Genomic DNA, 25,653 nt, shown 5'->3' on the forward strand with positions numbered 1-25,653 from the left:
GCTCTGGAACTCGGCTCGCGACCGGACGATACTGGGCGCAGGTGGAAAGCGGGTTCCCCGATGACGATCATGATTCAGGTCTTCGAGCAGGTGTATTCGCCGACGACCCCGTGGCCGCAGCGCAAGGTCGCGTTCGTCGACGCCGACCACATCGTGGCGATGCGCCTCGACGGCAATTCCGGGGTGTGGCTGGACGTCACCAAACACGGTGAGGCGCACCGGCTGGCGACCACGCGATCATCGGAGGACGCCATCTTCTTCCTGCTGCAGGTGTTCGACACCGTGGCCGCGTGCCGACGCAACGGCGGGTCGTGGCTCGTCGGGCACGACGGCGAGAACATCGACAGCATCCGGGCGACGAAGTTCCCGCACGCGTGACCTATCCCAGCACGCGGCCGGCGAAGTCCCGGGACGCCGGCATCGCCGCCATGAGCGACTCGGTGTGGCTCTCGGCGACCAACTGCTGGTAGCGGTAGTCGACACCGTTCGCGGTCATCTCGGACAGCTGCGCCCACGTGAGCGGGATCGGGACGGTGGTGTCGGCGAGGCTGTGCACGACGCGCAGCGGACGGTCGAAGCCGGTGGTCGGGGCCGTCAGCATCCGGTGCAGGACGCCGCGCACCTCGTCGTTCCACAGGGTGGTGGTGAACAGTTCCCCGAGCGTGACGGGGTGTTCGCGCAGGTACTGCCCGAGTTCGACGCTGCACGTGATCTTCGCTCGTTCCATCAGGTCGATGCCGACCGGGGTCAGGTAGCGGCGGATGTCGACCTCGGGGCGCTGGTCGTCGACCCCGGCGAGGGTGAACAGGGCGAAGTTCACCAGGCCGCTCGTCGCCACCGGCGGGAACGCGGGCCCGGCCAGCGGGAACAGGTTCTCCAGGTGGGTGGGGGCACCGATCGCGACGGCGCCGCGGTAGTCGAGGCCGGGTGCACGGCCGGTCGCTTCCGCCGCCGCGAAGTAGGTGGCGTGCCCGCCCTGCGACAGCCCGGTGACGATCCACCGGTCGCTCAGCACCCCGTCGTAGGCCTGGTGTGCGGCGGTGACGATGTCGACGGCGTTGGCACCGGCGGCCGGCCCGTCGAGGTAGGCGTTGACACCGTCGGTGCCGATCCCGGCGTAGTCGGTGGCGACCACCGCGTATCCGGCGGTCAGCCAGGCCTCGATCGCGGGGCGCTCGACGTAGTTGAATCCGGCGGTCGACGGCGCGCACTGATCGGCGACCCCGACGGTGCCGTGCGCGTACGACACGACCGGCCAGCCGCCGTCCGGTGGGGTGCCGTGCGGCAGGAACACCGAGCCGGTGGACTCGCCGGCCGCGGTGGCGGTGCGCAGCGTCGCGTACCGGATGCGGGCACTGTCCCCGGCCGCGGCGGGGACCGTGGCGGGGGCGAGTGCGGATCGGTCCAGGAGCGTGCCGGCCGGCGCCGGGGGTGATGCGGTGGCGGGAACGGCGAGGAGGACCGCGGCGAGGGCTGTGAGGTCTGTGAGGGCGGTGACCAGGACTGCCGCGGCACGGAGTCGGGCGCGCATCGTCTCATTGTCGGCGGGGCAGCCGCGGCGCGTGGCCGAATCGCGTCACCGCCCGACAACGATCGACGCGGCCGGTTAGCGTGGACGGGTGAGCCGCACGATCACCGCAAGCATCACCCGCGACACCCGTCTGTGCATGTCGTTGTCGGGCCGGCCCAGCAACATCGGCACCCGGTTCCACAACTACCTGTACGACGAGCTGGGCCTCGACTTCGTCTACAAGGCGTTCACGACGACGGATCTACCGGCCGCGATCGCCGCGATCCGCGCGCTCGGGATCCGCGGGTGCGGGGTGTCGATGCCGTTCAAGGAGGCGTGCATCGAGCACGTCGACGTGGTGCATTCGTCGGCGTCGGCGATCGATTCGGTGAACACGATCGTCAACGAGGACGGCGAACTGCACGCCTACAACACCGACTACCAGGCGGTCGCCGACCTGCTGCTGCGGGCACGCCTCGATCCGGCGACGACGGTCGCGGTCGCCGGCAGCGGCGGCATGGCCAAGGCGGTCGTCGCGGCGCTGCGGGACGCCGGATTCCGGGCGGTCACCGTCGTCGCCCGCAACCGCCGGTCCGGTCCGGTGCTGGCCCGCACGTACGGGTTCGAGTGGCGGCCGGAACTCGGTGACGGACGCCCGGGTCTGCTCGTCAACGCCACCCCGATCGGCATGACCGGACCCGACGCGGCAGCGCTGCCGTTCCCGGAGGAGGCCGTGGCCGCCGCCGACGCGGTGTTCGACGTGGTCGCGATGCCGCCGGACACGCCGCTGATCCGGGCCGCCACCGGAACGGGGAAGACGGTGATCACGGGGGCGGAGGTGATCGCGCTGCAGGCCGCCGAACAGTTCGCCCTGTACACCGGGGTGCGGCCCACCGACGACCAGATCCGCCGGGCGTCCGAGTTCTCGAGGTCGTGACATGAGCGAACCACGCGCCGAGGCGTACCCGGCCCTGTGGCCGGTCCCCACCCGCTGGTCCGACGACGACACCGCGTACGCGGCGTACTTCGCGACCGCCGTGGGCGGCTGGCTGATGGCCAGCACCGGTCTGGACATCCGTACCCTGGCGGCGGTCGCGGTGGTCGCCGAGAGTGCGTGCCGGTTCGTCCGGGACATCGCGTTCCCCGACCAGCTGCACGTGGGGTTGTCCGTCGACCACCTCGACGACGACCGCGTCGAGTACGCGCTCGCGATCTTCCGGGAGGACCCCGACGGGGATCTCGAGGTCGCCGCCACCGGCCGCCTCGTGCACCGGTACGTCGACCCGGTCACCCGGCAGCCGGCACCGATACCACCGGAGATCCGCAGCGCCGCACTGCTACTCACGGAACCGGTCTAGGAACCAGGGCCTAGCGGACCACGGCCTTCCGGGCGAACAGCAGCGCCCGTTTCACCTCGGTGATCGCCTGCGTCACCTTGATGCCGCGGGGGCACGCCTGCGTGCAGTTGAACGTGGTGCGGCACCGCCACACCCCGTCGACCCCGTTGAGGATGTCCAGGCGTTCGACGGCACCCTCGTCGCGGCTGTCGAAGATGAACCGGTGCGCGTTCACGATCGCGGCCGGGCCGAAGTAGCTGCCGTCCGCCCAGTAGACGGGGCACGACGACGTGCAGCATGCGCACAGGATGCACTTGGTGGTGTCGTCGAAACGGTGCCGGTCGGCCTGCGACTGGATACGTTCACGGGTCGGTTCGTTCCCGGACGTCATCAGGTACGGCTTGATCTGCCGATACGCGTCGAAGAACGGCTCCATGTCGACGACCAGATCCTTCTCGACGGGCAGCCCCTTGATCGGTTCGATCGTGATCGTCGGCGTCTCCCCGTTCTTCGGCAGCATGTCCCGCATGAGCACCTTGCAGGCGAGCCGGTTGATGCCGTTGATGAGCATCGCATCCGACCCGCACACGCCGTGCGCGCACGACCTCCGGAACGTCAGGGTGCCGTCCAGATAACCCTTCACGTAGAGCAGCAGGTTCAACAGACGGTCGGTGGGCAGCGCGGGAACCTCGAACGTCTCCCAGTGCGGGCCCCGGCCGTCCTCCGGGTTGTAGCGGCGGATCTTCAGGGTGACCGTCACGGCCCCGTCGGGCGTCTCCATGTCACTCGGCTCCCTCGTGTCCGGATGTCACCGGGTCAGGCCAGTCCCACCGCGTCGGCGGTGGTGACGGCGCGGCGCACGATCGCGTCGATCAACTCGGGGGTCGGTTCGCCGCGGGCCGCCCGGTTGCGGGGATCGTCGGTGGTGCGCCGCACCACCCCCTCCGCGATGATCGCGAGTTTCCACAGCGCCAGCACGTGCCAGAAACCGATCGCGGACACGTCCCGTTTGGTTTCGTGGACGTACATCTCGACGAGTTCGTCGCGGGTCGGGAACCCGTCGAGCGTGGACGCCCGGAACTGCGGGGTGGCCGATTCGCCGTGCTGCGGCCAGAATGCGAGCAGACCGCCGAGGTCGGCGAGCGGGTCACCGAGTGTGCACAGTTCCCAGTCGAGGACGGCGACGACCCGGCCGTCGTCGGGGGCGGTGATCATGTTGCTGAGGTGGAAGTCCCCGTGCACGAGGGTGGTCTCGGTCTGCTCGGGAATGTTGCGGGACAGCCGCGCCGCCAGCACCTCGATGTCCGGCAGGTCGTGCGTCTTGGACTTCTCCCACTGCGTCGACCAGCGTTTGAGCTGGCGGGCCGCGTACGGGTCGGTGCTCGCCAGGTCGAGCAGGCCCGCACTCTCGAGGTCCACCCGGTGCACGGTCGCGAGTGCCCGGGGCAGGGCCGCCCCGATCGCCCGCCGCTGCTCCGGGGTGAGCCGTTGCGCGACCGACACGTCGTCGACGACGATGCCGTCCACGAAACCCGTCAAGGCGAGCGGCGCATCCGTCACCGCGTGGTCGACGGTGATCCCGAGAACCTTCGGCACCGGCACCCCGGTCCCCTGCAGGGCCGCCAGGATCCGGTATTCGCGTTCGATGTCGTGCGCCGACGCGAGCAGCCGGCCCACCGGGGGACGCCGCAACACCCACCGTCCGCCGCCCGAATCCCGCACCGCGAACGTGAGATTGGACTGGCCGTTGCCGATCCGCTCGTACGACAGGGGCGCGAGCGCACCGACACCGAGACCGGCGATCCACGCCGAGACCGCGTTCTCGTCCAGACCCACCAGACCCACACTGCCCACTTCGCACCACTCCCCTGCCGTGTCGCGTGCCCCCGGTGCCCGTCCGCCGATGCTATCCGCCCCGCAGCACCCGTGCAGGCGTAATCGAGGTCGTTACCGACCGGCAACCCGCGCCAGCAGCGGCGCGGTGCGCGGGGCCACCAACTCCCGCATCACGAGTGCCATGTTGGTGCGTTCCACACCGGGGATCTTCAGGATCTGCCCGGCCAGCCGGTACAGGTCGTCGGCGTCGGTCGCGACGACCTTCACCGACAGATCCGTCAACCCGGTCAGCCCGGACACCTCCACGACCTCCGGGATGTCGGCGAGTTCGTCGACGACGTCGTCGAGTCGGTGCTGGTCGACGCGGGTCGCGACGTACGCGGCGAGCGGGTAGCCGAGCGCCCGCGGATCGACGAGGCGGTCGAACCCGGACAGCACCCCCGATCCTTCCCAGCGGGCGAGCCGGGCCTGAACGGTGTTGCGGGACAGTCCCAGCCGGTGCGCGAGTTCCACACCCGTGGCCCGCGGACTGCAGGACAGCTCGAGCAGCAGACGGGCGTCGGTGGCGTCGAGAGTGGTCATCTTCCGCAGTGTGCCCGCAGTTCCCCCCTCGAGATTGGGCACGATGCCACATCGTGACCGCCACGCTTGCGCACATCGCGAAATCGCGGATGCTGTGAAGTAGAGCACTCGTATCGGAACCGGCAGGTGACCCCATGGCCGACAGGACCGCATTCCCGGTACAGCTCGTCCAACCCGACGGACGACGCGTGTACCGCCCCGACTGGGAACCGCTGGTGTCCGACGTCGGACCGGATCTGCTGGCCGATCTGTACGAGGACATGGTCGTCGCCCGCCGCATCGACACCGAGGCCACCGCACTGCAGCGGCAGGGTCAGCTCGGGATCTGGGCGCCGCTGCTGGGGCAGGAGGCGGCGCAGGTCGGGTCGGCGCACGCACTGCACCCGGACGACTACGTGTTCACCAGTTACCGCGAGCACGCCGTCGCCTACTGCCGCGGCGTCGACCCGGCGGTGCTGACCCGGATGTGGCGGGGCTGCGCGTATTCGGGTTGGGATCCGGCGACGGTGAACACCACGAACCCGGCGATCGTGGTGGGGACGCAGGGCCTGCACGCGACCGGGTACGCGCTCGGGGTGCGCCTCGACGGCGCCGAGATCGCGACGATCGTGTACTTCGGGGACGGCGCCACCAGCCAGGGCGATCTGTCCGAGGCGCTGGTGTTCGCGTCCAGTTTCGACGCGCCGGTGGTGTTCTTCTGCCAGAACAACCAGTGGGCGATCAGCGCACCCGTGCACGTGCAGAGCCCGTATCCGATCGCCGCGCGGGCCGCCGGATTCGGGATGCCCGCAGTCCAGGTGGACGGCAACGATGTTCTCGCGGTCCTCGCCGTGACCCGGCAGGCGGTGCGCCGCGCCCGTGAGGGTGGCGGCCCGTCGTTCGTCGAGGCGATCACGTACCGGATGGGCCCGCACACCACCTCCGACGATCCCACCCGCTACCGGACCGCCGCCGACACCGCGGTGTGGGCGGCACGCGATCCGATCGACCGGATGCGTCGACTCCTCGACCGGGAAGGACTGTTCGACGACGCGTTGACGACGCGGGTGCAGGCCCGGGCCGACGCCGTCGCCGCCCGCCTGCGGGAGAGCACCCTGGCGATGCCCGACCCGGGACCGGACGCACTGTTCGACCACGTCTACGCCACCGACCATCCCCTGATCGCCGAGGAACGCGCCGGCTACCGCGCCTACCTCGACGGGTTCACCGAGGAGGCCGGATCGTGACCACCATGACACTCGGCGGCGCCCTGAACGCGGGCCTGCGCCGCGCCCTCGAGGAGGACCCGAAGGTGGTGGTGATGGGTGAGGACGTCGGCACCCTCGGCGGCGTCTTCCGGATCACCGACACCCTGCAGAAGGACTTCGGTCCGGCCCGCGTCATCGACACCCCGCTCGCCGAATCCGGCATCGTGGGAACGGCTTTCGGGCTCGCGCTGCGCGGCTACCGGCCGGTGTGCGAAATCCAGTTCGACGGATTCGTCTACCCGGCGTTCGACCAGATCGTCTCCCAGGTCGCGAAGATCCACTACCGGACCCGGGGGCACGTGCACATGCCGATCACCATCCGGCTGCCGTACGGCGGCGGAATCGGTGCCGTCGAACACCATTCGGAATCACCGGAAGCCTATTTCGCGCACACCGCCGGCCTGCGGGTCGTCACCCCCGCCGCCCCGGCCGACGCGTACACGATGCTGCGGCAGGCGATCGCCCTCGACGATCCGGTGCTGTTCCTCGAACCGAAACGGCGGTACTGGGATCGCGGCGAGGTGGACGTCGACGCGCCCCCGGAACTGCCCCTCGACCGGGCCCGGATCGCCCGGGCCGGCAGCGACGCCACCGTCGTCGTCTACGGACCGATGCTGGCGACGGCCCTCGCGGCCGCCGAGATCGCCGCCGGGGAGGGCACGTCCCTCGAGGTGGTCGACCTGCGGTCGCTGTCCCCCCTCGACGTCGGCACCGTCGAGGACTCCGTCCGACGCACCGGCCGACTCGTGATCGTGCACGAGGCACCGGTGTTCCTCGGGCTCGGCGCCGAGATCGCAGCCCGCGTGTCGCAGCACTGCTTCTACCAGCTGGAGGCGCCGGTGACGCGGGTCGGCGGCTTCGACATCCCGTACCCGCCGGCGCGGCTCGAGAAATATCATCTGCCCGACGCCGACCGGATCCTCGCCGCCGTCGACGAGGTGCTCGCATCATGAGCACCCCCGGGACCACCGTCGCCGACTTCCGGCTCCCCGACCTCGGGGAAGGCCTCACCGAGGCCGAACTCGTGTCGTGGTCGGTCACGGTCGGCGACACCGTCACGTTGAATCAGCCGATCGGCGAGGTCGAGACCGCCAAGGCCCTCGTCGAACTGCCGTCCCCGTTCGCCGGGACGGTGCGCGAACTCCTCGCGCATCCCGGCGACATCGTGCCCGTCGGGGCCGTGCTGATCCGGATCGAGACGTCCGTCGAAACATCCGTCGAAACATCCGTCGAGACGTCCGGGGCCGTGCCCGCCGCGACGCCGGACGCCGTCCTCGTCGGCTACGGGCCGGCCGCACCGACGCCCAGCCGACGTCGTCGACCGGCCACCGTCGAGGCCCGGATCGCCCGGGGTCGGGTGGCCTCGGACCGTACCCCGGTCCGGGGTGTGCGCCGGCAGACCGCATCCGCGATGGTCGCCAGCGCGGCCGTCCCGCAGGTCACCGAGTTCCTCACCGTCGACGTCACCGAGACGACGACACTGCTCGCGCGGCTGCGGGACGCCCCCGCGTTCCACGGCCTGCACCTCACCCCACTGACCCTGGTCGCGAAGGCGCTGCTGCTGACCCTGCCCGACCATCCGGCGCTGAACTCGTCGTGGGACGAACAGGCCGGCGAGATCGTCACGCATCGCACCGTCGACCTCGGTGTCGCGACCGCCACCGACCGTGGACTGCTCGTTCCGCACATCGAGGACGCCGGATCACTGCGGCTCCCGGAGCTGTGCCGGGCCCTCACCGACCTCGCCGACACCGCCCGCGCCGGCCGCGCCACCACCGCCGACCTGACCGGCGGCACCGTCACGATCACCAACATCGGGGTGTACGGCATCGACACCGGCACCCCCCTGCTCAACCCCGGCCAGGCCGCGATCCTCGCGCTCGGTGCAATCACCCGGCGGCCCTGGGTGGTCGACGACCAGATCGTGGCACGCAACGTGACGACCCTGGCGGTGACCGTCGACCACCGTCTCGTCGACGGTGCCCAGGCGTCGATGTTCCTCGCCGCGCTCGGAGCTCTGCTCACCGATCCCGTGCCGGCACTGATCGCGCACTGCTGAAACAGCTGTGCGCCTTTTTGGTAGTGGTTACTACCAAAAAGGCGCACAGGTGGCGAAGCCGCCTACAGGGCCTTGAGTTCCTCGGTGACCTCGGAGACCATCTTCTTGGCGTCGCCGAAGAGCATCGAGGTCTGGTCCGCGGTGAACAGCGGGTTGTCGATGCCGGCGTAGCCCGAGGACATCGAGCGCTTGAGCACGATGACCGACCGGGACTGGTCGACGTTGAGGATCGGCATGCCGTAGATCGGGGAGCTGGAGTCCTCGCGGGCGGCCGGGTTGGTGACGTCGTTGGCGCCGATGACGACGGTGACGTCGGTGCGGGAGAATTCGCCGTTGATGTCGTCCATTTCCTTCATCGCGTCGTACGCGACGTCGGCCTCGGCGAGGAGGACGTTCATGTGTCCGGGCATGCGGCCGGCGACCGGGTGGATCGCGTACTTGACCTCGACGCCCTTCTCCTCGAGCAGCGACGCCATTTCCTTGACGGCGTGCTGGGCCTGCGCGACGGCGAGACCGTAGCCGGGGACGACGATGACCTGGTTGGCGTACGCCATCTGGATGGCGGCGTCGGCCGCGGAGGTGGCCTTCACGGTGCCGCCGGCACCACCGGCCGCGCCGGCGCCACCTGCGTCGCCGCCGCCGAACGAACCGAAGATGATCGCGGGGATCGAGCGGTTCATGGCCTTGGCCATGAGGTTGGTCAGGATCGAGCCGGACGCGCCGACGATCATGCCGGCGACGATCATCGCCTGGTTGTTCAGTGCGATACCGGCGGCCGCGGCGGACAGGCCGGTGAGAGCGTTGAGCAGCGAGATGACGACGGGCATGTCGGCGCCGCCGATCGGCAGCACGACGAACAGGCCCATGACGCCGGCGGCGATCAGGAGACCGACGATCCACAGCGCGGACGTCGGATCGTTGGCCGGGTCGGCCTGGATGCCGATGTAGATCGCGATGCCGAGGGAGACGACGGCGAGGATCATGTTGGCGAGCTGGAACGCCTTCGCCGCGGCGACGACCTTCTTCTCGAACGTCTTGTTGAGCAGTTCCTGCAGCTTCGCGAACGCGACGAGCGAGCCCCAGAAGGAGACCGAGCCGATGATCGCGGCGAACAGCGAGCCGACGATGAACGGCACCGACGGGACGGCTTCGACGGTGGTGAAGCCGTCGGAGTTGAGGAACTCTGCCCATGCGATGAGCGCGACGGTGCCGCCACCGACACCGTTGAACAGGGCGACGAGCTGCGGCATCGCGGTCATCTTCGTGCGCAGCGCCGGCGGGACGCCGAGCAGGATACCGACGGCCAGGCCGCCGATGATCAGACCCCAGTGGTCGGTGTTGCGGATGTCGATGAGGACGGCGACGACGGCGACGATCATGCCGACGGCGGCGATGTAGTTGCCGCGCACCGCGGTCTTCGGGCCGGTCAGGCCGGACAGACCGTAGATGAACATCGCGAAGGCCACGATGTAGAGGATGGAGACGAGGTACGTCATCAGGCGTCAGCCCCCTTCTTCTCAGCTGCCTTGGGGGCGTCCTTCTTGGGCTTGAACATCGCGAGCATGCGGTCGGTGACCACGAAACCGCCCACGACGTTCAGCGTGCCGAACACCAGCGCGACGAACAGGATGATCTTGATCGACCACGGGGCGTCGGCGGGCAGGTGGCCGAGGACGACCAGCGCACCGAGCACGACGATGCCGTGGATGGCGTTGGTGCCCGACATCAGCGGCGTGTGCAGCGTGTTCGGCACCTTGGAGATGACGGCGAAGCCCACGAACCCGGCGAGGACCAGGATCGCGATGTTCGCCAGCAGTTCGGTGTACATCTAGGAGTTCTCCTTCGAGCGGGTCACGCACGCGCCGTCGAGGATCTCGTCGGAGAAGTCGGGCGCGAGGGCGCCGTTCTCGTCGAGCATCAACTCGATCAGGGCCGAGACGTTCTTGGAGTACAGCTCGGACGCATGCTCGGGCATGGTGGCCGGCAGGTTGAGCGGGCTGCAGATCGTGACCCCGTGCTTGACGGCGGTCTGTCCGGGCTCGGTGAGCTCGCAGTTGCCGCCGGTCTCGCCGGCGAGGTCGATGATGACGCTGCCGGGCTTCATGCCCTCGACGGCGGCGGCGGTCACCAGGCGCGGTGCGGGGCGACCCGGCACCAGGGCGGTGGTGATGACGACGTCGAAGCCCTTGATGGCGTTCTCGAGGGCCTGCTGCTGCTGGGCGCGTTCGGCGTCGGTGAGTTCGCGGGCGTAGCCGCCCTCACCGGCGGCGTCGATGCCGAGGTCGAGCCACTGCGCGCCGACGGAGCGGACCTGGTCGGCGACCTCGGGACGCACGTCGTAGCCGGTGGTGCGGCCGCCGAGACGCTTCGCGGTGGCGAGGGCCTGCAGGCCGGCGACACCGACACCGAGGACCAGCACGGTCGCCGGCTTGACGGTGCCGGCGGCGGTGGTGAGCATCGGGAAGAACCGGGTGGACTCCGACGCGGCGACGAGCACGGCCTTGTAGCCGGCCACGTTGGCCTGCGACGACAGCGCGTCCATGACCTGGGCGCGGGAGATGCGCGGGATCGCCTCGACGGCGAACGCCTGCACACCCGCGGCGCCGAGGGCACCGATCTTGTTGTCGGCGTTGCGGGGGGCGAGGAAGCCGATCAGCGTCTGCCCCGCACGGAGCTTGGCGATCTCCTCGTCCGACGGCGGGGCGACCTTGACGACGACGTCGGCGGCCCACGCGTCACCGATGGTGGCGCCGGCCTCCTTGTACAGCTCGTCGGGGATCAGGGCTCCGAGTCCGGCCCCGGACTCGACGACGACGTCGACGCCCTTGGCGGACAGTGATGCCGCAACCTTCGGCACCAGGGCCACCCGCCGCTCGTCGTCGCTCGTCTCCCGAACGACACCGACCGAGGGGCGTGCCTGAGCCACGCTCTTCGATGTATCCAATGTTTCGACTTCCTGCGGTAGATGGTGTGCCGGCCGCGACGGGCGGCAACTATCGAGCGATCGACGGACGATGACCCGATCGATGCAAGTGGTCCACGATGGTAAGCAGAACTACCGTGACGAAGGGAACACATGCAAGTCGTCGAAGTTGTCTGAATCGAGTCCGAACCGGGGCGTACCACCACAATGTGCCCTTTTTGTGATACACCTCACGACTTCACACGGACGTAACCTGGTGCGCGAAAACGCCCACGATACGGAAGGCGGACCATGCCGGTACGAGTCGTCGAAATCGAACGCGTGTACGACCATCCGGGGGCGGAGCCGGGTTTCCGGGTCTTCGCGGACCGATTGTGGCCGCGCGGGCTGCGCAAGGATGCGTTCCACTACGACGACTGGGCGAAAGACCTTGCGCCGTCGCGCGAACTGCGCCGCTGGTACGGCCACGATGTAGCAGAGTTCGCGGAGTTCCGCTCCCGCTATCTCGCTGAGTTGGAGTCCCCCGGCGGGCGCACCGCCGTCGAACGCGTCCTCGAACTCGCCGGTGACCGGTCGATCGTCCTCCTGACCGCCACCAAGGACGTCGAGCACAGTCATGCCGAGGTGCTGCGGGACTTCCTCACGGACCTTCTCCGGGAATCCGCCTGATCCGAACAATCGGGACTTCGCGAGCGCGCGGCGGCGTCCGCCCCTACAGTTCTGCGGATGAGCGAGTTCCGGCACGGCGAGGTGGTCGACGCGCTGATCCGGCAGTGGGCCGTCCTGAGTGAGGTGCTCGCGACGGTCGACGGGGACGCGTGGATGACACCGACCGCACTGCCGGGGTGGACGGTCCGCGACGTGGTCGCCCACATGATCGGCACCGAGTCGATGCTCGACGGGATGCCGACGCCGTCGACTGCGGTCGACGTCCACGCCCTCCCCCACGTCCGGGGCGAGATCGGCGCCTTCAACGAACGCTGGGTGGAGCACCTGCGGGCGCACGACGGCGCACAGATCTTCGCGCTGTTCCGGGAGATCACCGCCCGTCGCGCCGCCGCGTTGCGGGCGATGAGCGACGACGAGTTCGCCGCCCCCGCCGACACCCCTGTCGGTCCGGCCACGTACGGGCGGTTCATGCGGCTGCGCCTGTTCGACTGCTGGATGCACGAGCACGACATCCGGGATGCACTGGGCGGCCCGGCCGGTGACGAGGGCAGCTCCCGTGGGGCGCTCGCGTTCGCGGAGATCGAGGGCGCCCTCGGCTACATCGTCGGCAGGCTCGGGCGGGCACCGGACGGCGCGCGGGTCACGTTCGAGTTGTCGGGGCCGTTGGCGCGCACCCTCCATATAGAGGTGTCCGGGCGGGCCACGGTGGTGCCGCAACTCTCCGGTGCGGCGACGTCGACGATCGGGATGGATTCGCGGCTGCTGACCCGGCTGACCGGTGGCCGCACCACCGCGGCCGAGCATGCCGGGGAGATCGAGTTCGGCGGCGACGAGGCCGTGGGCCGGCGGATCGTCGAGCATCTCGCGTTCACGATCTGACGCGTGCGCCTGTTCCTGTCGTCGTACCGGTTCGGTGCGCACGCCGAGCGTTTCGTCGAGCTGGCGGGTGGGCCGGGTCCGGTCGCGGTGATCGCGAATGCCGCCGACGCGTGGCCGCCGCGGGCGCGGGAGTCGGCCGTCGTCAGTGATCTGATGCCGTTGCGGCGGCTCGGGTTCGACGCGACCGAGGTGGATCTGCGGGACTACGTGGGACGGCCCGACGAGTTGGGGACAGTACTGTCACGCTTTCCGACGGTGTGGGTGCGGGGCGGCAACACGTTCGTGCTGCGGGCGCAGTTGGCGCGCAGCGGCGCCGACGCGGTGCTCACGGAGCTGGTGCGCTCGGATGCACTGTTCTATGCGGGCTACAGCGCGGGGGCGTGCGTGGCGGCGCCGACGCTGACCGGGGTGGAGTGCGCCGACGATCCGGCCGAGGTGGCCGGCGTGTGCGGGATCCCGGCCCGCTGGGACGGGCTGGGATTCGTCGACCGTGCGATCGTGCCGCACTGTCGGCCCGGCCCGGACGGACGTCCGGATACGACGAACCCCGGCGCCGAGGCGGCTCGCATGCGCGAGCGGTGCCGGGCGGCCGGGGTCCGGTCGGTGCTGTTGACCGACGATCAGGCGATCGTGATGACGGCGGGTTCGGCGACGGTGTTGTAGGCGCCGATCGCGAGCGGTTCGCGACGGCCTCCGAGGGCGTGTCCACCGAAGGCGTTCGCGAGGGTCAGGCCGGCCCACGCGGTCTCGCAGCGCTTGACGGTGACCTCGTCGGCCTCGGAGAGCAGGGCGTCGAGCAGCGACCTGGGGTTGCACTGCCATCCGGCGTCGATGCGGTCGATCTGGGCGGCGGTGAACAGTCCGGACGCGGCGACGGCCGTGACCCATTCGCGGACGTCGCCGCGATGCAGGCGTTCGATCGCCTCCATGTCGACGACCCCGTCCATGAACTCGTACGCGAAGGTGGCCGCGATGTAGTCCTCGATGCAGTTTCGCTTCGCATCCTGAAGGACGTTCGACTTGGTGTAACCCGAAACAGCGCTCACGACCGCGCCCCTTTCTCCCGACGGCGGATCCTCGTACCGAGGAACATCACGATCCGGCGGACAAGGATGTTGATGATGGTCACATCGCGTAACACTTCGTTCGTGTCGTGCGATTGACCGACGCTAACCCGGTAAAAGACCGAGGTGTTACTGTTTGATCATAACGATCAGGTAACGAATCAAGCGGTTGACCAGATGTCCGTTCGTGACCTCGCCGGCGCCCCGAGAATTTGTTGGACGTTCGTCCACAAACACCTGCGGAATCCACCCCGAACTGGCCGTCCGCTCCCCCGTTCCCGACCGCACGATCACGTCGACGGTGCCCGGGGCGACCACGGCCCTCGCCGCGATCACGACCCGGACGCCGTCGACGACACCCGTTCGACGGAATTGCCGGACTTTACTTTCGAGCCGCGTGCGGCGCCCCGATCCCCGGGTCGATCCGCACCGGACCGTCCGCGGACGGGGTCACCGGGAAGTCGAAGATCGCCGTCGGCAGGTACACCGTCGCGCACGAGTTCGGGATGTCCACGACACCGGAGAACCGGCCCTCGATCGGTGCGGCACCGAGCAGCAGGTACGCCTGTTCCGGGCTGTACCCGAACTTCGTGAGGTAGTCGATGGCGTGCAGGCACGCCCGCTGATAGGCGAGCTGCGAGTCCAGGTACCGCTGCTCACCGTCGAGCGTGACGGACGTGCCGGAGAACGCAAGCCACTCCGAGTACTGCGGGTCGGTGTTCCCGGGCAGGAAGATCGCGTTCTCCGTGACGCCGTACGTCTCCATGCCACCCTTGATGATGTCGACGCGCAGGTCGATGAAGCCGCCCATCTCGATCGCCCCACAGAACGTGATCTCGCCGTCGCCCTGAGAGAAGTGCAGGTCCCCCACCGACAGGTTCGCGCCGTCGACGTAGACGGGGTAGAAGACACGGCTGCCCTTGGTGAGGTTCTTGATGTCCTGGTTGCCGCCGTTCTCCCGGGGCGGCGCGGTGCGGGCGGCCTCGGCGGCGACCCGGTCGAAATCGGCGCCGGTGAGGGTGCCGAGGATCGCGGCGTCCGGTTCCGGGGGCAGCGCCAGCGGCGGCACCCGGTCCGGGTCGGTGGCGATGAGCGCGGCCTCCCGAGTGTTCCAGCGCCCCAGCAACTCGTGTGACGGCGCCGTCCCCATCAGGCCCGGGTGCACGATGCCGGTGAACTTCACATGCGGGATGTGCCGGGACGTGGCGGTCTGGCCGGCGAAGTCCCACACCGCCTTGTAGGCGTCGGGGAACTGGTCGGTGAGGAAGCAGCCGCCGTTGTCGCGGGCGAAGATGCCGGTGTATCCCCAGCCCTGGCCGGCGAGCGGGCCCGAGTCCTCCTGCTCGATGGGGCCGATGTCGAGGATGTCGACGATCAGCAGGTCCCCGGGTTTCGCGCCCTCCACGGCGAACGGGCCGGACAGGGTGTGCACGGACGTGAGCGGCGCGTTCAGGATGTCGTCGGCGGAGTCGTCGTTGCGGATGGCGCCGTCGAACCATTCGCGGCAGTGCACGCGGAACGAGTCACCGGGTTTGACGGTGACCGCGGGCGGGATGTCGGGGTGCCACCGGTTGTGGCCGATCTTCTCCTGCTCGGTGAACTTCTTGCTCGAATCCAGGGGGAACAACAGTTCGGGCATGCAGGCCTCCTCGCGGCGTGCTCAATATTTCAGGGGCGGGGCAACTTTCGGTGCAGCGGATCGGTGGTGACCTTCTGGATGGTGTGCCGGGTGCCGGGCCGGGCGCCGGTGACGACGGCCGGTTCGTGGGCGGAGCGGGCGGTGGCGTCGAGCAGGTGCATCGCCGTCGACGATCCGCGGCCGAGTCGCGGGACGGTGATCTGCCGCCGCGACACCTCGCCGCAGTCGGGGCAGTCGGCCGCGTCGGGGACGGACGTCATGGGATGGGCGGCGTCGAACGGGCCGCACTGCGCGCACCGGAACTGGTAGAGGGGAATGACCGCATCCTTTCGCCGGGGCAAGGATCGAAGTCCCACCGACGTTAACCGAGGATCGCGCCGAATGCGCGGTGTGCGCGATCGAATCCGCTGACGGGCGTGCGGCTTCGGGTCCACACTGGAGGCCACACCCCCGGACACGTGGTTGCGAGGAGCGTGCGCATGGTCGACGGTCAACCGTTCATTCCACCGAGCGCGGTGGACGTCGACCTGTCGGCGGTCGGGTGGGCGATGAGCCGGACGATGTCGGATTTCGAGACCGGCATGTGGCGGATGGAGGAGGTGCGGCCCGAGCTGCGCACCCCGATCGTCGCGGTCGACGTCCTCGATCGGGCGCCGGACTGGCCGCGGCTGGTGCGGGCGCACGAATGGGCGTCGCACATCGTGCCGCGGATCCGGATGCGGGCGGTGGAACCGGCGTTCGGGCTGGGTAATCCGGTGTGGTCGGTGGATCCCGAATTCGATCTGGACTACCACCTGCGGCGGGTGCGGCTACCGGAACCCGGGACGCTCGACCATGCGCTGCGGCTGTGCCGGCACCTGGCGACCGAACCGTTCGACAAGGCCCGCCCGCCGTGGGCGGCGATGCTCATCGAGGGCCTCGACGACGGCCGCGCCGTGTACGTCGTCAAGACGCATCACAGCATGACCGACGGTATGGGCGGTATCGCGATGATGACGCTGCTGCACAGCCGCCGCCCCGAACCGACCCCCGACAAACCGGATCGCGAACCGGCCCCGCCCGAGCACGTGACCGATCTGACGGTGGCCGGCCGGGAACTGCTCGACGAGGTCCGGCGGACACCGTCCCGGCTGGCGGGGCTGCTGTCCGGGTCGGCGCGGGTGGCGCTGGCCGCGGTGACCCGCCCGTTCGAGGCGACCGGCGAGGTCCTCGGCTACGCGAACTCGCTGCGGCGGGTGGTGGCACCGCCCGCGGCCACCGGGTCGCCGCTGCTGCGTGCACGCGGGCTGGGCCGCTGGTTCGGGGTGCTCGAGGTGGGGCTGCACGAGTTGCGGCTCGCGGCGCACGCGGCGGGCGGCTCCGTCAACGACGCGTACGTCGCGGCCCTGCTCGGCGGGTTCCGCCGCTATCACGAGGAACTGGGGGTGCCGGTCGGGAAGGTGCCGATGGGGATGCCGATCAGTATGCGGGCCTCGTCGGACGGGTCGGCCGGCAACCATTTCGCGGCCGTCCGTTTCGCCGGTCCGGCCACCGAACCCGATGCGGCGCTGCGGATCCGGAGGATCCGCGCGATCGTGCTGGCGTTGCGGGAGGAACCGGCGGTCGACATCGTGGAGGCCGCGTCCCCGCTGCTGGTGCGGCTGCCGACCCGGCTGATCGCCGAATGGTATCTGGCCCAGTCGAAAGGCCTGGACCTGCAGGCTTCCAACGTCGCCGGTGTCCCCGTCCCGGTGTTCCTGTCCGGGGCGCGGATCGAGCGGGTGTTCCCGTTCGCGCCCGCACCGGGGTGCGCGGTGATGGCGACGATGGTCTCGCACGTCGGCACGTGCTGCATCGGCGTCAACCTGGACACGGCCGCGGTCACCGAACCGGCGCTGTTCATGCGCTGCCTGCAGGCCGGGCTGGACGAGGTGCTCGCGCTCGGAGGCGACGTGACACAGCAGCCGGAGGGGGCGCAGCGATGACGGAAGTCCTTCTCACCGAACCGATGTCCGAGACCGAGCAGCGGGTGCTCACCGAGTGGCTGGCACGGCGGGAGGCCGAGTCCGGGGCCGCCCCCGTCACGGTCGCCACGACGGACGCCGCCCTGTCGGAGTTGACGCTGCGCACCGACGATCCGGTGCTCACCCCGGTGCGGGTGGTGTGGATGCCGGACGTGTCCGACGGCCATCGGGGGCACCGGCTCCGGGAGGTGCTGTCGGCGCGGGATCCGCTGCATCTCGCGGCGAAGGCGCAACGCCGGGTACTGCAGCACGATCCGGGGCGGTGCCGCGTCGTGGAGGGGGACGGGGCGCCGCTGAGCGAACTGCGGGGCCGGCTGGCCGAACGCGGCGGCGGGTCGCTGCCGGAGTTCGTGCGCCGGCAGGCGGCGCTCGCGTTGGAACGGGCGGAGCGGGGACTGCTCGGCACCCAGTACAAGGTGTCCCGGTTCGTGGTCGAGGAGATCACCGACACCCGACGGTTCACGGCCGGGGTCCGGGGCCTCGCGGCGGCGTCGAACCGCACGGTCGCCGACGTCGACGCCCGGGCCCGCGCCGACCTCGACGAGATGGTGGCGTCGCAGAGCCGGCGGGCGATCGCGGTGTGGGATCAGTTGGGCCGCTACTTCTCCCGCGCCTACCGGCTCGACGTCGACACCACCCGGTTCGAGGAACTGCGGGAGTTGAACCGGGAGCATTCGCTGGTGTTCCTGCCCAGTCACCGCTCGTATCTCGATCCGCTGGTGCTGCGGCCCGCGCTGCTCGCGAACGATCTGCCGCTCAACCATGTGATGGGCGGGCTGAACGTGAGTTTCTGGCCGGTCGGGCCGATCAGCAAACGGTCCGGGACGGTGTTCATCCGCCGCACCTTCGACGGCGACGACGTCTACAAGTGGACGCTGCGCGAGTACATGCGGTTCCTGCTGAACAAACGTTTCAACCTCGAGTGGTACATCGAGGGCGGGCGCTCGCGCACCGGGAAGCTGCGTCCACCCCGGTACGGGCTGCTGACCTATCTGGCGAAGGCGTTCGCCGAATCCGAGGCGTCCGACGTCTATCTGGTGCCGGTGTCCCTCGTGTACGACCAGTTGTACGAGGTGAGCGCGATGGCCGCCGAGGCGCACGGCGGCGAGAAACGCAAGGAGAGCTTCCGCTGGATGCTCGGCTACGTGCGGGCGCAGGGGCAGCGCCGCGGCGTCGCCCACGTCAAGGTGGGGCGGCCGCTGTCGCTGCGGGACGCCCTCGCCCAGTCGGACGATCCGCGGCGCGCGATCCAGCGGACCGGCATCGAGATCTGTCACCGGATCAACGAGGCCACCCCGATCACGGCGTCGTCGCTGGCACTGCTGGCGTTCCTCGGGATCGAGGACCGGGCCCTGACGGTCGACGAACTCGGGTTCATCCTCGGCCCGCTCGTCGACTACATCACCGCCCGCAAACTGCCGACCGCCGGCGACGTCGACCTGACCAACCCGCAGGTGATCCGCAAGGCCCTCTACACGCACGTCGACGCCGGCGTCCTGGAACGCTTCGACGACGGCGACGAACGCGTCTACCACCTCGGCAAGGATCAGGGTCTGGTCGCGGCGTTCTTCCGCAACAACAGCATTCATTTCCTGGTGGTGCGGGCAATCGCGGAGATGGTGCTCATCGCGACCGTCGACGAACACTTCACCGACCCGCTGGCCGACGGCTGGGCGGAGGCGCTGCGGATCCGGGACTTGCTCAAGTTCGAGTTCTTCTTCAGCCGCAAGGACACGTTCCGGGAGGAGTTGCGCTCCGAGTTGAGTCTCATCGACCCGGCGTGGGAGCAGGACCTGGGCGACCCCGAGCATGCGCAGCACGTCCTCGGCGCGGTCCGGCCGTACCTGGCGCACCGGGTGCTGCAACCGTTCCTCGACGCGTACGAGGTGGTCGCCGACCATCTGGTGGACGTGCCGGTGTCCACGGACTTCGACGAGAAACAGTTCGTCACCGATTGTCTCGGGCTGGCGCAGCAGCGGCGACTGCGGCAGCAGATCGCGTCGAGCGAGTCGGTGTCGTCGGAACTGTTCGGCACCGCCCTGCAACTGGCCCGGAACCGCGGACTGATCGGCGACGACGATCCGGCCGTGCTCGAACGCCGCCGCGCGTTCGCCGACGAGATGCGGACCCTGGTGCGCCGGGTGCGGGAGATCCGGGCCATCGCCCACACCAAACTCGCCACGATGGACGACCCGGAGGCGGCCCGATGAACCGGGTGCAGGACCTGTACGCGGCGATCGACGCGGCACCCCCCGGCCCGTCGACGATCGCCGCCTTCGACCTCGACGGCACCCTCATCACCGGCTACACCGCCGGTGTCGTGTACCGGGAACGACTGCGCCGCTTCGACATCAGCGTCGCCGAACTCCTCCGCACCACCGGCGCCGCACTCGACACCCAGATCCGGGGCGCCGACGTGGGCCGGCTCATGGAGGTCGCGGTGCGTGGGCTCGCCGGACGCGGCGAGGACGAACTCCTCGAATGGAGCCAGCGGCTGTTCCGGCAGGAGATCGCGTCGATGATCTACCCGGAGGTGCGCCGACTCCTGGGCGCCCACCGCCGGGCCGGGCACCGGATCGTGATGGCCACATCCGCGACCCTGTACCAGGCATGTTGTGTCGCAGACGATCTCGGTATCGACGACATCCTGTGCAGCCGGCCCGAGGTGGTCGACGGCCTGCTCACCGGGGAGTTGACCGGTCCGGCCCTGTGGGGCGGTGAGAAAGCGAAAGCGGTCCACGCGTTCGCGGACGAGGTGGGGGCGCCGCTGTCGGAGGCGTTCGCATACTCCAACGGCGCCGAGGACGTGCCGATGCTCGAATCGGTGGGACGTCCCGTGGCACTCAACCCGGACCGGCGACTCGCCGAGATCGCCCGCACCGAGGGCTGGCTGTCGGTGCGCCTGCCGAAACCGGAGCGGGGGGCGACCCCGGTGGCGACCGCCCGCACCGGGGCGGCGATAGGCGCGTTGATGGCGACGACCGCACTGGGCGTGACCGCCGGGGTGCTGACCGGGAACCGGCGGACCGCCGCGAATCTGGTCGGCACGTTCGGCCCCGATCTGGCGCTCACGGTCTGCGGGATCGATGTGCAGATCACCGGCGAGGACAACGCCTGGTCGCACCGGCCGGCGGTGTTCATGTTCAACCACCAGTCGTCGCTCGACATGGTGCTGGTGGGCAAGGTGATCCGCCGGGACGTGACCGGGGTCGCGAAGAAGGAGGCGTCCCGCGACCCCCGGTTCGCGGCGGTGGGAGCACTGCTCGACGTGGCCTACGTGGATCGGGCTGACAGCGTGCAGGCGCGGGCCGCACTGGCACCGGCGGTCGACAAACTGAAGACCGGAACATCACTGGTGATCGCCCCCGAGGGCACCCGCTCCCCCACCCCCCGGCTCGGCCGGTTCAAGAAGGGCGGCTTCCACCTGGCGCTGCAGGCGCGGGTGCCGATCGTGCCCATCGTCATCCACGACGCCGGAGATCTCATGTGGCGCAACTCGTTCGTCGCGCACCCCGGCACCGTCCACATCGACGTCCTCGATCCCGTCGACACCGGCGACTGGACCGTCGAAGACCTAGACGAGCACGTCGCGGATGTGCGGCAGCGGTTCGAGGACGTTCTGGCGGCGGGGCCGATGAAGGTTTAGCTGCCGATGACCGGCGGCGCAGCCATCGGCAGGCGTCCGATGAGTTCGCTGCCGTTGTCGACGTTGATCAGATAGTCGGGCGTCTTGTGTTCGTTGTCGTCGTCTCCGCCGCCGCGCGCGCCGGCACCGGGCATCATGCCGGTGGCCGTTCGTGTGCCGGTCGCGGCGGTACCGCCGGTTGTCGTGCCGGTTCCCGTCGCTGTGGCGCCGGGGGTGGTGCCGGCACCGGTCAGGACGCCGGGGGTGGCGGACGATCCCGCGAGCCCGGACGTGCCTGGTGTTCGGAGGTTGCCGGAGGTGCCGAGACTGCTGAGACTGCTGAGACTTCCGGTGCTGCCACGGGTGCCCGGTGTTCGGCCGGAGGTTCCGCCGGCGCCGCGCGGGGTGGCGCCGGCGGCGAGGTAGCCGGCCGTGCCCGGCTGCCCGGACGTTCCCGGTGCACCGACTGCAGCTGCGGTGCGGGTCGGGTCGCCGGTGGTCGAGGTGGCGGCCGGGGTGTTCCAGGTGCCGGCCGGGTCGGCCTGGGCGGCGACGGTGTCGGTGTAGCCGGGCTGCTGATATCCGGGATAGCCGGTGGCGGGTGCGGCGTCCGGGCCGGTGGCGAACGGGGTCGGGGCCGTACCGGTTCCGCCGCCGGGGGTACTTCCGGGGGTACTTCCGGGGGTGCGGTAGGGGGTGTAGCCGGGGCCGGAGGTGGTGGGTGTGGCGGTGCCGCCGGTGATGCCGTCTGCTCCGGGCGGGATCGCGACGGGCTTCGGGTCGGGGAGGGTGGGGACGTGTGTGTCGGCCTGTTGCATGACCGGGGTGTAGACGGTCCGCATGATCTGGATGGCCTGCTGGTGGGCTTCGTCCTTCTCGTGGAAGAGGCTTTTCAGGAGGCCGGCGGCGGGGACGGCCTGGTTGACGAACGCGCCGAGGATGGAGTGCTGCGCGACGGGTGGGAGGGTCGCCTGGACCTGGGTGACGCCGGTGGCGGCTTCCGCGATCTTGGTGCCGACGAGTTGCCCGGCGCGCGCCAGGTCGACGGTCTGGTCGGCGTAGCGGGTGGTGGCGGCGCGGGCCCGGTCGGCGGCGGCGCCACTCCACCGGTCGTCGGTGATGATGGTGGTGATGTAGTCGCGGAACTCGGTGAGCGCCGTGTCGAGGGCGTCGCCGATCTTGCGCCAGCCTTCGGCGCTGGCGGTGAGGGCGGCACCGTTCATGGCGTCGACGGCGGCCTTGATGTTCTCGTGGGACATCGCCTCGAATGCTTCGGGAGAGGTCAGGACGGGGTTGTCGAAACGATCGACGCCGCCCGTGAGACCGGACTGGGTGCTGTAGATGTCGTCGCGTTCAGCGTTGCCGGCGGCCTGCGCGGCACGGGTCCGCTGATCCTCGGCACGGTCGTAGCCGGTGAGCGCCTCGATCATCTTGTTCTGCGGGTTCTTCCCGAATTCGACGACATCCCGGCTCAAATCCTCGACGAAATCACTGAAGCTCGGCAGTCCCATCCCGTGTTCCCCTCCCGTGTGCCCGTGGTAGCGATGTATTCGACGCCCCACCTGTGTTCGACGCAGCAGCGGGGTGAACGGTTCCGCCTACCCGATCTGCGATTCGACGCTCACCACAGCCGCCGTGTTCGCATCCTCCGCCGCCGCATAGCGGGCCTCGATCGCCAGGAACGTGTCACGCATCTGCTCGACGATCCCGATGTGATCGGCCAACGCCCGATCCATCGAATAGTCGCCGCCGGACGCCTTCTTCGAGAACTTCTCCGCCAGGGCAATGCCGGACGGGAGAATGCCGAGGCCTTCGACCTTGACCAGCGTCTCCGTATCGGCCCGGATCCACTGCAGCTTCTCGATCAGTTCCGAGCACCGTTGCGCGCACTGGTTGGCAACTCCGCGTTCGAGATGGAGGTCACCAACCGCCGCAGACGCGGCGAGTTCAGCCCAATCCATTTCCACTCCCCTGTTCCGAGGTTTCAGATGCTGACGTCATGCAGGGATGAACGGCGCGAGCGTTGTGGTCGCCTGCACTGCCAGGCCGCACGGATCCTCGATGGGGGCGGCCCCACCCAAATCTGAGATCGACACGAGAACCGCCCCGCCATCTGAGCCGACAGCGACGTCGCATGACGTCCGGTCGACATCGGTCGTCTCGCGGTACTGAAACGCGTCACGGCCATCGATCGAAACATCCTGAAACTCGATGTTCTTCTGATTCGCGCGCACTTCGTCGAGTGTGTGCGTCGTCGCGAGAACCGATACGAATGGGCCGTCTCCACGCCATTTACAGATCTTCCATCCCGGCTGTTTGACGCCCATGATGTCGCGTCTCTCCGTCGCCGGATCGAGCCCCAACTCGATCAGTGCACTGTCCGGGATGTCGTCGCACGGACTGAACGCCGGTTCCCCGGCCGCGGCGCCTTCGGCGTCGGCCTTGCCGGTGATGCTCCCGGTGCCGCATCCGGCCAGCAGCAGGCCGGCTCCGATCAGTGCTGCTGCAGCCGTCCCCCGCATAGTGTCCCCTTCTCGATTCGGACGCGTCCGCGACCGGGTCGATCCCCGTGGCTGACGGGCAGTGGCGCCCCCTGCGCGCCACGACCCGACAGCCCACCCTACTGACGAGTAGGTACGTTTCGCAGTCAGTGTGACGGTCGACACCGGGGCGTGTCGTCCCCTCCTCGACACACCCCGGTGTACGCCCGGCCGAGCAGTCCGGATCCCCTCCCCCGTTCACCGGACCGCTCTACGTGGTCTGACGCACGATCCGACCATTCGGTTCCACGGGTCGCGAAAATTCGTCGACGCCGGAGTCCGGGTGCGCCCGTCGCGGGCGGCATGATGGACGCATGACGACGGTGGATCCGACTGTTCTCGACCAACTCATCACCGCACTGCCCGACGGCGCGGTCCTCACCGACCCGGACATGACCGCCGGCTACCGGCAGGACTGGGCCGCCGACCCGAATGCGGGCGTCCCGCTCGCGGTGGTCCGGGCGACCAGCACCGAGGACGTGCAGGCGGTGATGCGGTGGGCGTCGGAGCACCGGGTGCCGGTAGTGCCGCGCGGGGCCGGGTCGGGGTTGTCGGGCGGGTCGAGTGCCGTCGACGGCGGGATCGTGCTGTGCACCGAGCGGATGCGGGCGATCACGATCGATCCGGTCGCGCGGGTCGCCGTCACACAACCGGGCCTGCTCAACGCGGAGGTGAAGAAGGCGGCCGCCGAACACGGGCTGTGGTATCCGCCGGATCCGTCGTCGTACGAGATCTGTTCGATCGGCGGCAACGCGGCCACCAACGCGGGCGGCCTGTGCTGCGTCAAGTACGGGGTGACGACCGACTACGTGCTCGGCATGCGGGTGGTCCTCACCGACGGCACCGCCGTGACGTTGGGGGGTCCGCTCCTCAAGGACGTCGCCGGACTGTCGCTGACGAAGCTGTTCGTGGGCAGTGAGGGGACCCTCGGGATCATCACCGAGCTGACGCTGCGGCTCATTCCGGCGCAGCCGCCGGCGTCGACGGTGGTGGCGTCGTTCCCGTCGGTGGAGGCCGCCGCCGACGCGGTGCTGGCGATCACGACGGTGATGCGTCCGGCGATGCTCGAGTTCATGGACCACGCCAGCATCAACGCCGTCGAGGATTCGCTGCGGATGGGCCTGGACCGTAATGCCCGGGCCCTGCTGCTCGCGCAGTCCGATGCGCCCGACGAAGCGGGGGTCCGGGAGATCGAGACGATCGTCGCCGCCTGCGAGAAGAACGGTGCGACCGAGGTGTTCGCCACCGACGACGCCGCCGAGGGCCAGGCGTTCACCGAGGCCCGGCGGGCCGTGTTCCCGGCGGTGCAGGCACTCGGCTCGCTGCTGCTCGAGGACGTCGGGGTGCCGATGCAACAACTGCCCGCACTCGTCTCCGGAGTGGAGGCCATCGCCGAGGACTGCGATGTCCTCATCTGCACCGTCGCACACGCCGGCGACGGCAACACCCACCCCCTGATCGTGTTCGACCCCACCGACCCCGACATGACCGACCGCGCCCACGGCGCCTTCAACCGCGTCATGGATCTCGCAATCGCGTTGGGCGGCACCATCACCGGCGAACACGGCGTCGGACGCCTCAAGAAGGACTTCCTGCCCACCCAACTCGGCGACGACGTCATGGAACTGAACCGGCGCATCAAGGGGGCCCTCGACCCACTGGGCATCCTCAATCCGGGGGCGATGCTGGGCTGAGGCATAGCCCCTTCGGTACATTGGCCGCCGAACCGGAACGGCCAGG

Annotated in this window: 26 protein-coding genes; 13 read left to right on the plus strand and 13 right to left on the minus strand. The window is 69.6% G+C overall.

Annotation, left to right across the window (positions count from 1 at the left end):
- The first annotated feature begins 60 nt into the window (after nucleotides 1-60).
- Entirely contained in the window at nucleotides 61-378 is a 318-nt protein-coding gene (locus tag E0497_RS14730; protein ID WP_137725549.1) for a hypothetical protein, read from the plus strand.
- A 1-nt stretch (nucleotide 379) separates the two neighbouring features.
- Here E0497_RS14730 and E0497_RS14735 read toward each other — a convergent pair whose 3' ends face one another.
- On the minus strand, nucleotides 380-1,531 hold the full coding sequence (locus tag E0497_RS14735; protein WP_137725550.1) for an alpha/beta hydrolase family protein: 1,152 nt from the start codon (nucleotides 1,529-1,531) through the stop codon (nucleotides 380-382).
- An 88-nt stretch (nucleotides 1,532-1,619) separates the two neighbouring features.
- Between E0497_RS14735 and E0497_RS14740 the strand changes: the two genes are divergently transcribed.
- Both E0497_RS14740 and E0497_RS14745 read left to right on the plus strand, forming a co-directional pair.
- A complete protein-coding gene (locus tag E0497_RS14740; protein WP_137725551.1) occupies nucleotides 1,620-2,447 on the plus strand; it encodes a shikimate 5-dehydrogenase in 828 nt (275 codons plus the stop codon).
- 1 nt (nucleotide 2,448) lies between these two features.
- Complete coding sequence (locus E0497_RS14745; RefSeq protein WP_137725552.1) at nucleotides 2,449-2,868, plus strand: acyl-CoA thioesterase; 420 nt, start codon at nucleotides 2,449-2,451, stop codon at nucleotides 2,866-2,868.
- A gap of 10 nt (nucleotides 2,869-2,878) precedes the next feature.
- On the opposite strand, the gene E0497_RS14750 is transcribed toward E0497_RS14745, so the two are convergent.
- From E0497_RS14750 to E0497_RS14760, 3 genes are all read right to left on the minus strand, one after another.
- Nucleotides 2,879-3,628, minus strand: a complete 750-nt coding sequence (locus tag E0497_RS14750) for a succinate dehydrogenase iron-sulfur subunit (protein WP_137725553.1) — start codon at nucleotides 3,626-3,628, stop codon at nucleotides 2,879-2,881.
- Between the two features lie 35 nt (nucleotides 3,629-3,663).
- The gene (locus tag E0497_RS14755) at nucleotides 3,664-4,692 is read right to left on the minus strand and encodes a phosphotransferase family protein (protein ID WP_137725590.1); all 1,029 of its coding nucleotides are present in this window, start codon (nucleotides 4,690-4,692) and stop codon (nucleotides 3,664-3,666) included.
- A 102-nt stretch (nucleotides 4,693-4,794) separates the two neighbouring features.
- Nucleotides 4,795-5,265, minus strand: a complete 471-nt coding sequence (locus E0497_RS14760; RefSeq protein ID WP_137725554.1) for an Lrp/AsnC family transcriptional regulator — start codon at nucleotides 5,263-5,265, stop codon at nucleotides 4,795-4,797.
- A 134-nt stretch (nucleotides 5,266-5,399) separates the two neighbouring features.
- Here E0497_RS14760 and pdhA point away from each other — a divergent pair, with 134 nt between their 5' ends.
- Genes pdhA through E0497_RS14775 form a run of 3 tightly spaced genes read left to right on the plus strand, consistent with a single transcriptional unit; the run spans nucleotide 5,400 to nucleotide 8,571 of the window.
- Entirely contained in the window at nucleotides 5,400-6,491 is a 1,092-nt protein-coding gene (pdhA, locus tag E0497_RS14765; RefSeq protein WP_137725555.1) for a pyruvate dehydrogenase (acetyl-transferring) E1 component subunit alpha, read from the plus strand.
- Nucleotides 6,492-6,496: 5 nt separating this feature from the next.
- Entirely contained in the window at nucleotides 6,497-7,465 is a 969-nt protein-coding gene (locus E0497_RS14770) for an alpha-ketoacid dehydrogenase subunit beta (RefSeq protein WP_137725591.1), read from the plus strand.
- Nucleotides 7,462-8,571 (plus strand): dihydrolipoamide acetyltransferase family protein, encoded by a 1,110-nt coding sequence (locus E0497_RS14775; RefSeq protein WP_137725556.1) that lies wholly within the window; start codon nucleotides 7,462-7,464, stop codon nucleotides 8,569-8,571. The genes E0497_RS14770 and E0497_RS14775 overlap by 4 nt, the downstream gene beginning before the upstream one ends.
- A gap of 62 nt (nucleotides 8,572-8,633) precedes the next feature.
- On the opposite strand, the gene E0497_RS14780 is transcribed toward E0497_RS14775, so the two are convergent.
- The 3 genes from E0497_RS14780 to E0497_RS14790 are packed head-to-tail and all read right to left on the minus strand — an operon-like array spanning nucleotide 8,634 to nucleotide 11,515.
- Nucleotides 8,634-10,067 (minus strand): NAD(P)(+) transhydrogenase (Re/Si-specific) subunit beta, encoded by a 1,434-nt coding sequence (locus E0497_RS14780; protein ID WP_137725557.1) that lies wholly within the window; start codon nucleotides 10,065-10,067, stop codon nucleotides 8,634-8,636.
- Nucleotides 10,067-10,399, minus strand: a complete 333-nt coding sequence (locus E0497_RS14785; RefSeq protein ID WP_137725558.1) for an NAD(P) transhydrogenase subunit alpha part 2 — start codon at nucleotides 10,397-10,399, stop codon at nucleotides 10,067-10,069. Before E0497_RS14785 ends, E0497_RS14780 begins: the two co-directional genes overlap by 1 nt.
- Nucleotides 10,400-11,515, minus strand: a complete 1,116-nt coding sequence (locus E0497_RS14790) for a Re/Si-specific NAD(P)(+) transhydrogenase subunit alpha (protein ID WP_137725559.1) — start codon at nucleotides 11,513-11,515, stop codon at nucleotides 10,400-10,402. It abuts the gene before it with no gap.
- 270 nt (nucleotides 11,516-11,785) lie between these two features.
- Between E0497_RS14790 and E0497_RS14795 the strand changes: the two genes are divergently transcribed.
- The 3 genes from E0497_RS14795 to E0497_RS14805 are packed head-to-tail and all read left to right on the plus strand — an operon-like array spanning nucleotide 11,786 to nucleotide 13,705.
- Nucleotides 11,786-12,163, plus strand: coding sequence for a DUF488 domain-containing protein (locus E0497_RS14795; RefSeq protein WP_137725560.1), 378 nt, complete (start codon nucleotides 11,786-11,788; stop codon nucleotides 12,161-12,163).
- A gap of 57 nt (nucleotides 12,164-12,220) precedes the next feature.
- On the plus strand, nucleotides 12,221-13,042 hold the full coding sequence (locus tag E0497_RS14800) for a maleylpyruvate isomerase family mycothiol-dependent enzyme (RefSeq protein WP_137725561.1): 822 nt from the start codon (nucleotides 12,221-12,223) through the stop codon (nucleotides 13,040-13,042).
- A gap of 3 nt (nucleotides 13,043-13,045) precedes the next feature.
- Nucleotides 13,046-13,705, plus strand: coding sequence for a Type 1 glutamine amidotransferase-like domain-containing protein (locus tag E0497_RS14805; RefSeq protein WP_137725562.1), 660 nt, complete (start codon nucleotides 13,046-13,048; stop codon nucleotides 13,703-13,705).
- Here E0497_RS14805 and E0497_RS20860 read toward each other — a convergent pair.
- The 3 genes from E0497_RS20860 to E0497_RS14820 all read right to left on the minus strand — a co-directional run bounded on the left by E0497_RS20860 (nucleotide 13,663) and on the right by E0497_RS14820 (nucleotide 16,086).
- On the minus strand, nucleotides 13,663-14,088 hold the full coding sequence (locus E0497_RS20860; protein ID WP_241665896.1) for a hypothetical protein: 426 nt from the start codon (nucleotides 14,086-14,088) through the stop codon (nucleotides 13,663-13,665). The genes E0497_RS14805 and E0497_RS20860 overlap by 43 nt on opposite strands.
- Before the next feature lie 400 nt (nucleotides 14,089-14,488).
- Nucleotides 14,489-15,745 (minus strand): formamidase, encoded by a 1,257-nt coding sequence (gene fmdA / locus E0497_RS14815; protein WP_137725563.1) that lies wholly within the window; start codon nucleotides 15,743-15,745, stop codon nucleotides 14,489-14,491.
- Nucleotides 15,746-15,774: 29 nt separating this feature from the next.
- On the minus strand, nucleotides 15,775-16,086 hold the full coding sequence (locus E0497_RS14820; RefSeq protein ID WP_338325472.1) for an FmdB family zinc ribbon protein: 312 nt from the start codon (nucleotides 16,084-16,086) through the stop codon (nucleotides 15,775-15,777).
- 138 nt (nucleotides 16,087-16,224) lie between these two features.
- Here E0497_RS14820 and E0497_RS14825 point away from each other — a divergent pair, with 138 nt between their 5' ends.
- From E0497_RS14825 to E0497_RS14835, 3 genes are read left to right on the plus strand one after another with little or no spacing between them, the layout of a single operon-like run.
- Complete coding sequence (locus E0497_RS14825; RefSeq protein ID WP_137725564.1) at nucleotides 16,225-17,709, plus strand: wax ester/triacylglycerol synthase domain-containing protein; 1,485 nt, start codon at nucleotides 16,225-16,227, stop codon at nucleotides 17,707-17,709.
- Nucleotides 17,706-19,958, plus strand: a complete 2,253-nt coding sequence (locus tag E0497_RS14830; RefSeq protein ID WP_137725565.1) for a glycerol-3-phosphate 1-O-acyltransferase — start codon at nucleotides 17,706-17,708, stop codon at nucleotides 19,956-19,958. Before E0497_RS14825 ends, E0497_RS14830 begins: the two co-directional genes overlap by 4 nt.
- The gene (locus tag E0497_RS14835) at nucleotides 19,955-21,394 is read left to right on the plus strand and encodes an HAD-IB family hydrolase (RefSeq protein WP_137725566.1); all 1,440 of its coding nucleotides are present in this window, start codon (nucleotides 19,955-19,957) and stop codon (nucleotides 21,392-21,394) included. Before E0497_RS14830 ends, E0497_RS14835 begins: the two co-directional genes overlap by 4 nt.
- On the opposite strand, the gene E0497_RS14840 is transcribed toward E0497_RS14835, so the two are convergent.
- The 3 genes from E0497_RS14840 to E0497_RS14850 form a co-directional block, all read right to left on the minus strand.
- A complete protein-coding gene (locus E0497_RS14840; RefSeq protein WP_137725567.1) occupies nucleotides 21,391-22,884 on the minus strand; it encodes a PPE domain-containing protein in 1,494 nt (497 codons plus the stop codon). The two genes, E0497_RS14835 and E0497_RS14840, sit on opposite strands and share 4 nt — an antisense overlap.
- An 87-nt stretch (nucleotides 22,885-22,971) precedes the next feature.
- Nucleotides 22,972-23,334, minus strand: coding sequence for a hypothetical protein (locus tag E0497_RS14845; RefSeq protein ID WP_137725568.1), 363 nt, complete (start codon nucleotides 23,332-23,334; stop codon nucleotides 22,972-22,974).
- Between the two features lie 36 nt (nucleotides 23,335-23,370).
- Nucleotides 23,371-23,895, minus strand: a complete 525-nt coding sequence (locus E0497_RS14850) for a DUF3558 domain-containing protein (protein WP_137725569.1) — start codon at nucleotides 23,893-23,895, stop codon at nucleotides 23,371-23,373.
- A gap of 332 nt (nucleotides 23,896-24,227) precedes the next feature.
- On the opposite strand from E0497_RS14850, the gene E0497_RS14855 reads away from it, so the two are divergent.
- The gene (locus E0497_RS14855; protein WP_137725570.1) at nucleotides 24,228-25,607 is read left to right on the plus strand and encodes an FAD-binding oxidoreductase; all 1,380 of its coding nucleotides are present in this window, start codon (nucleotides 24,228-24,230) and stop codon (nucleotides 25,605-25,607) included.
- Nucleotides 25,608-25,653 lie beyond the last annotated feature (46 nt).

The sequence above is a fragment of the Prescottella subtropica genome, assembly GCF_005434945.1.
In the GTDB taxonomy this organism is placed as follows: domain Bacteria; phylum Actinomycetota; class Actinomycetes; order Mycobacteriales; family Mycobacteriaceae; genus Prescottella; species Prescottella subtropica.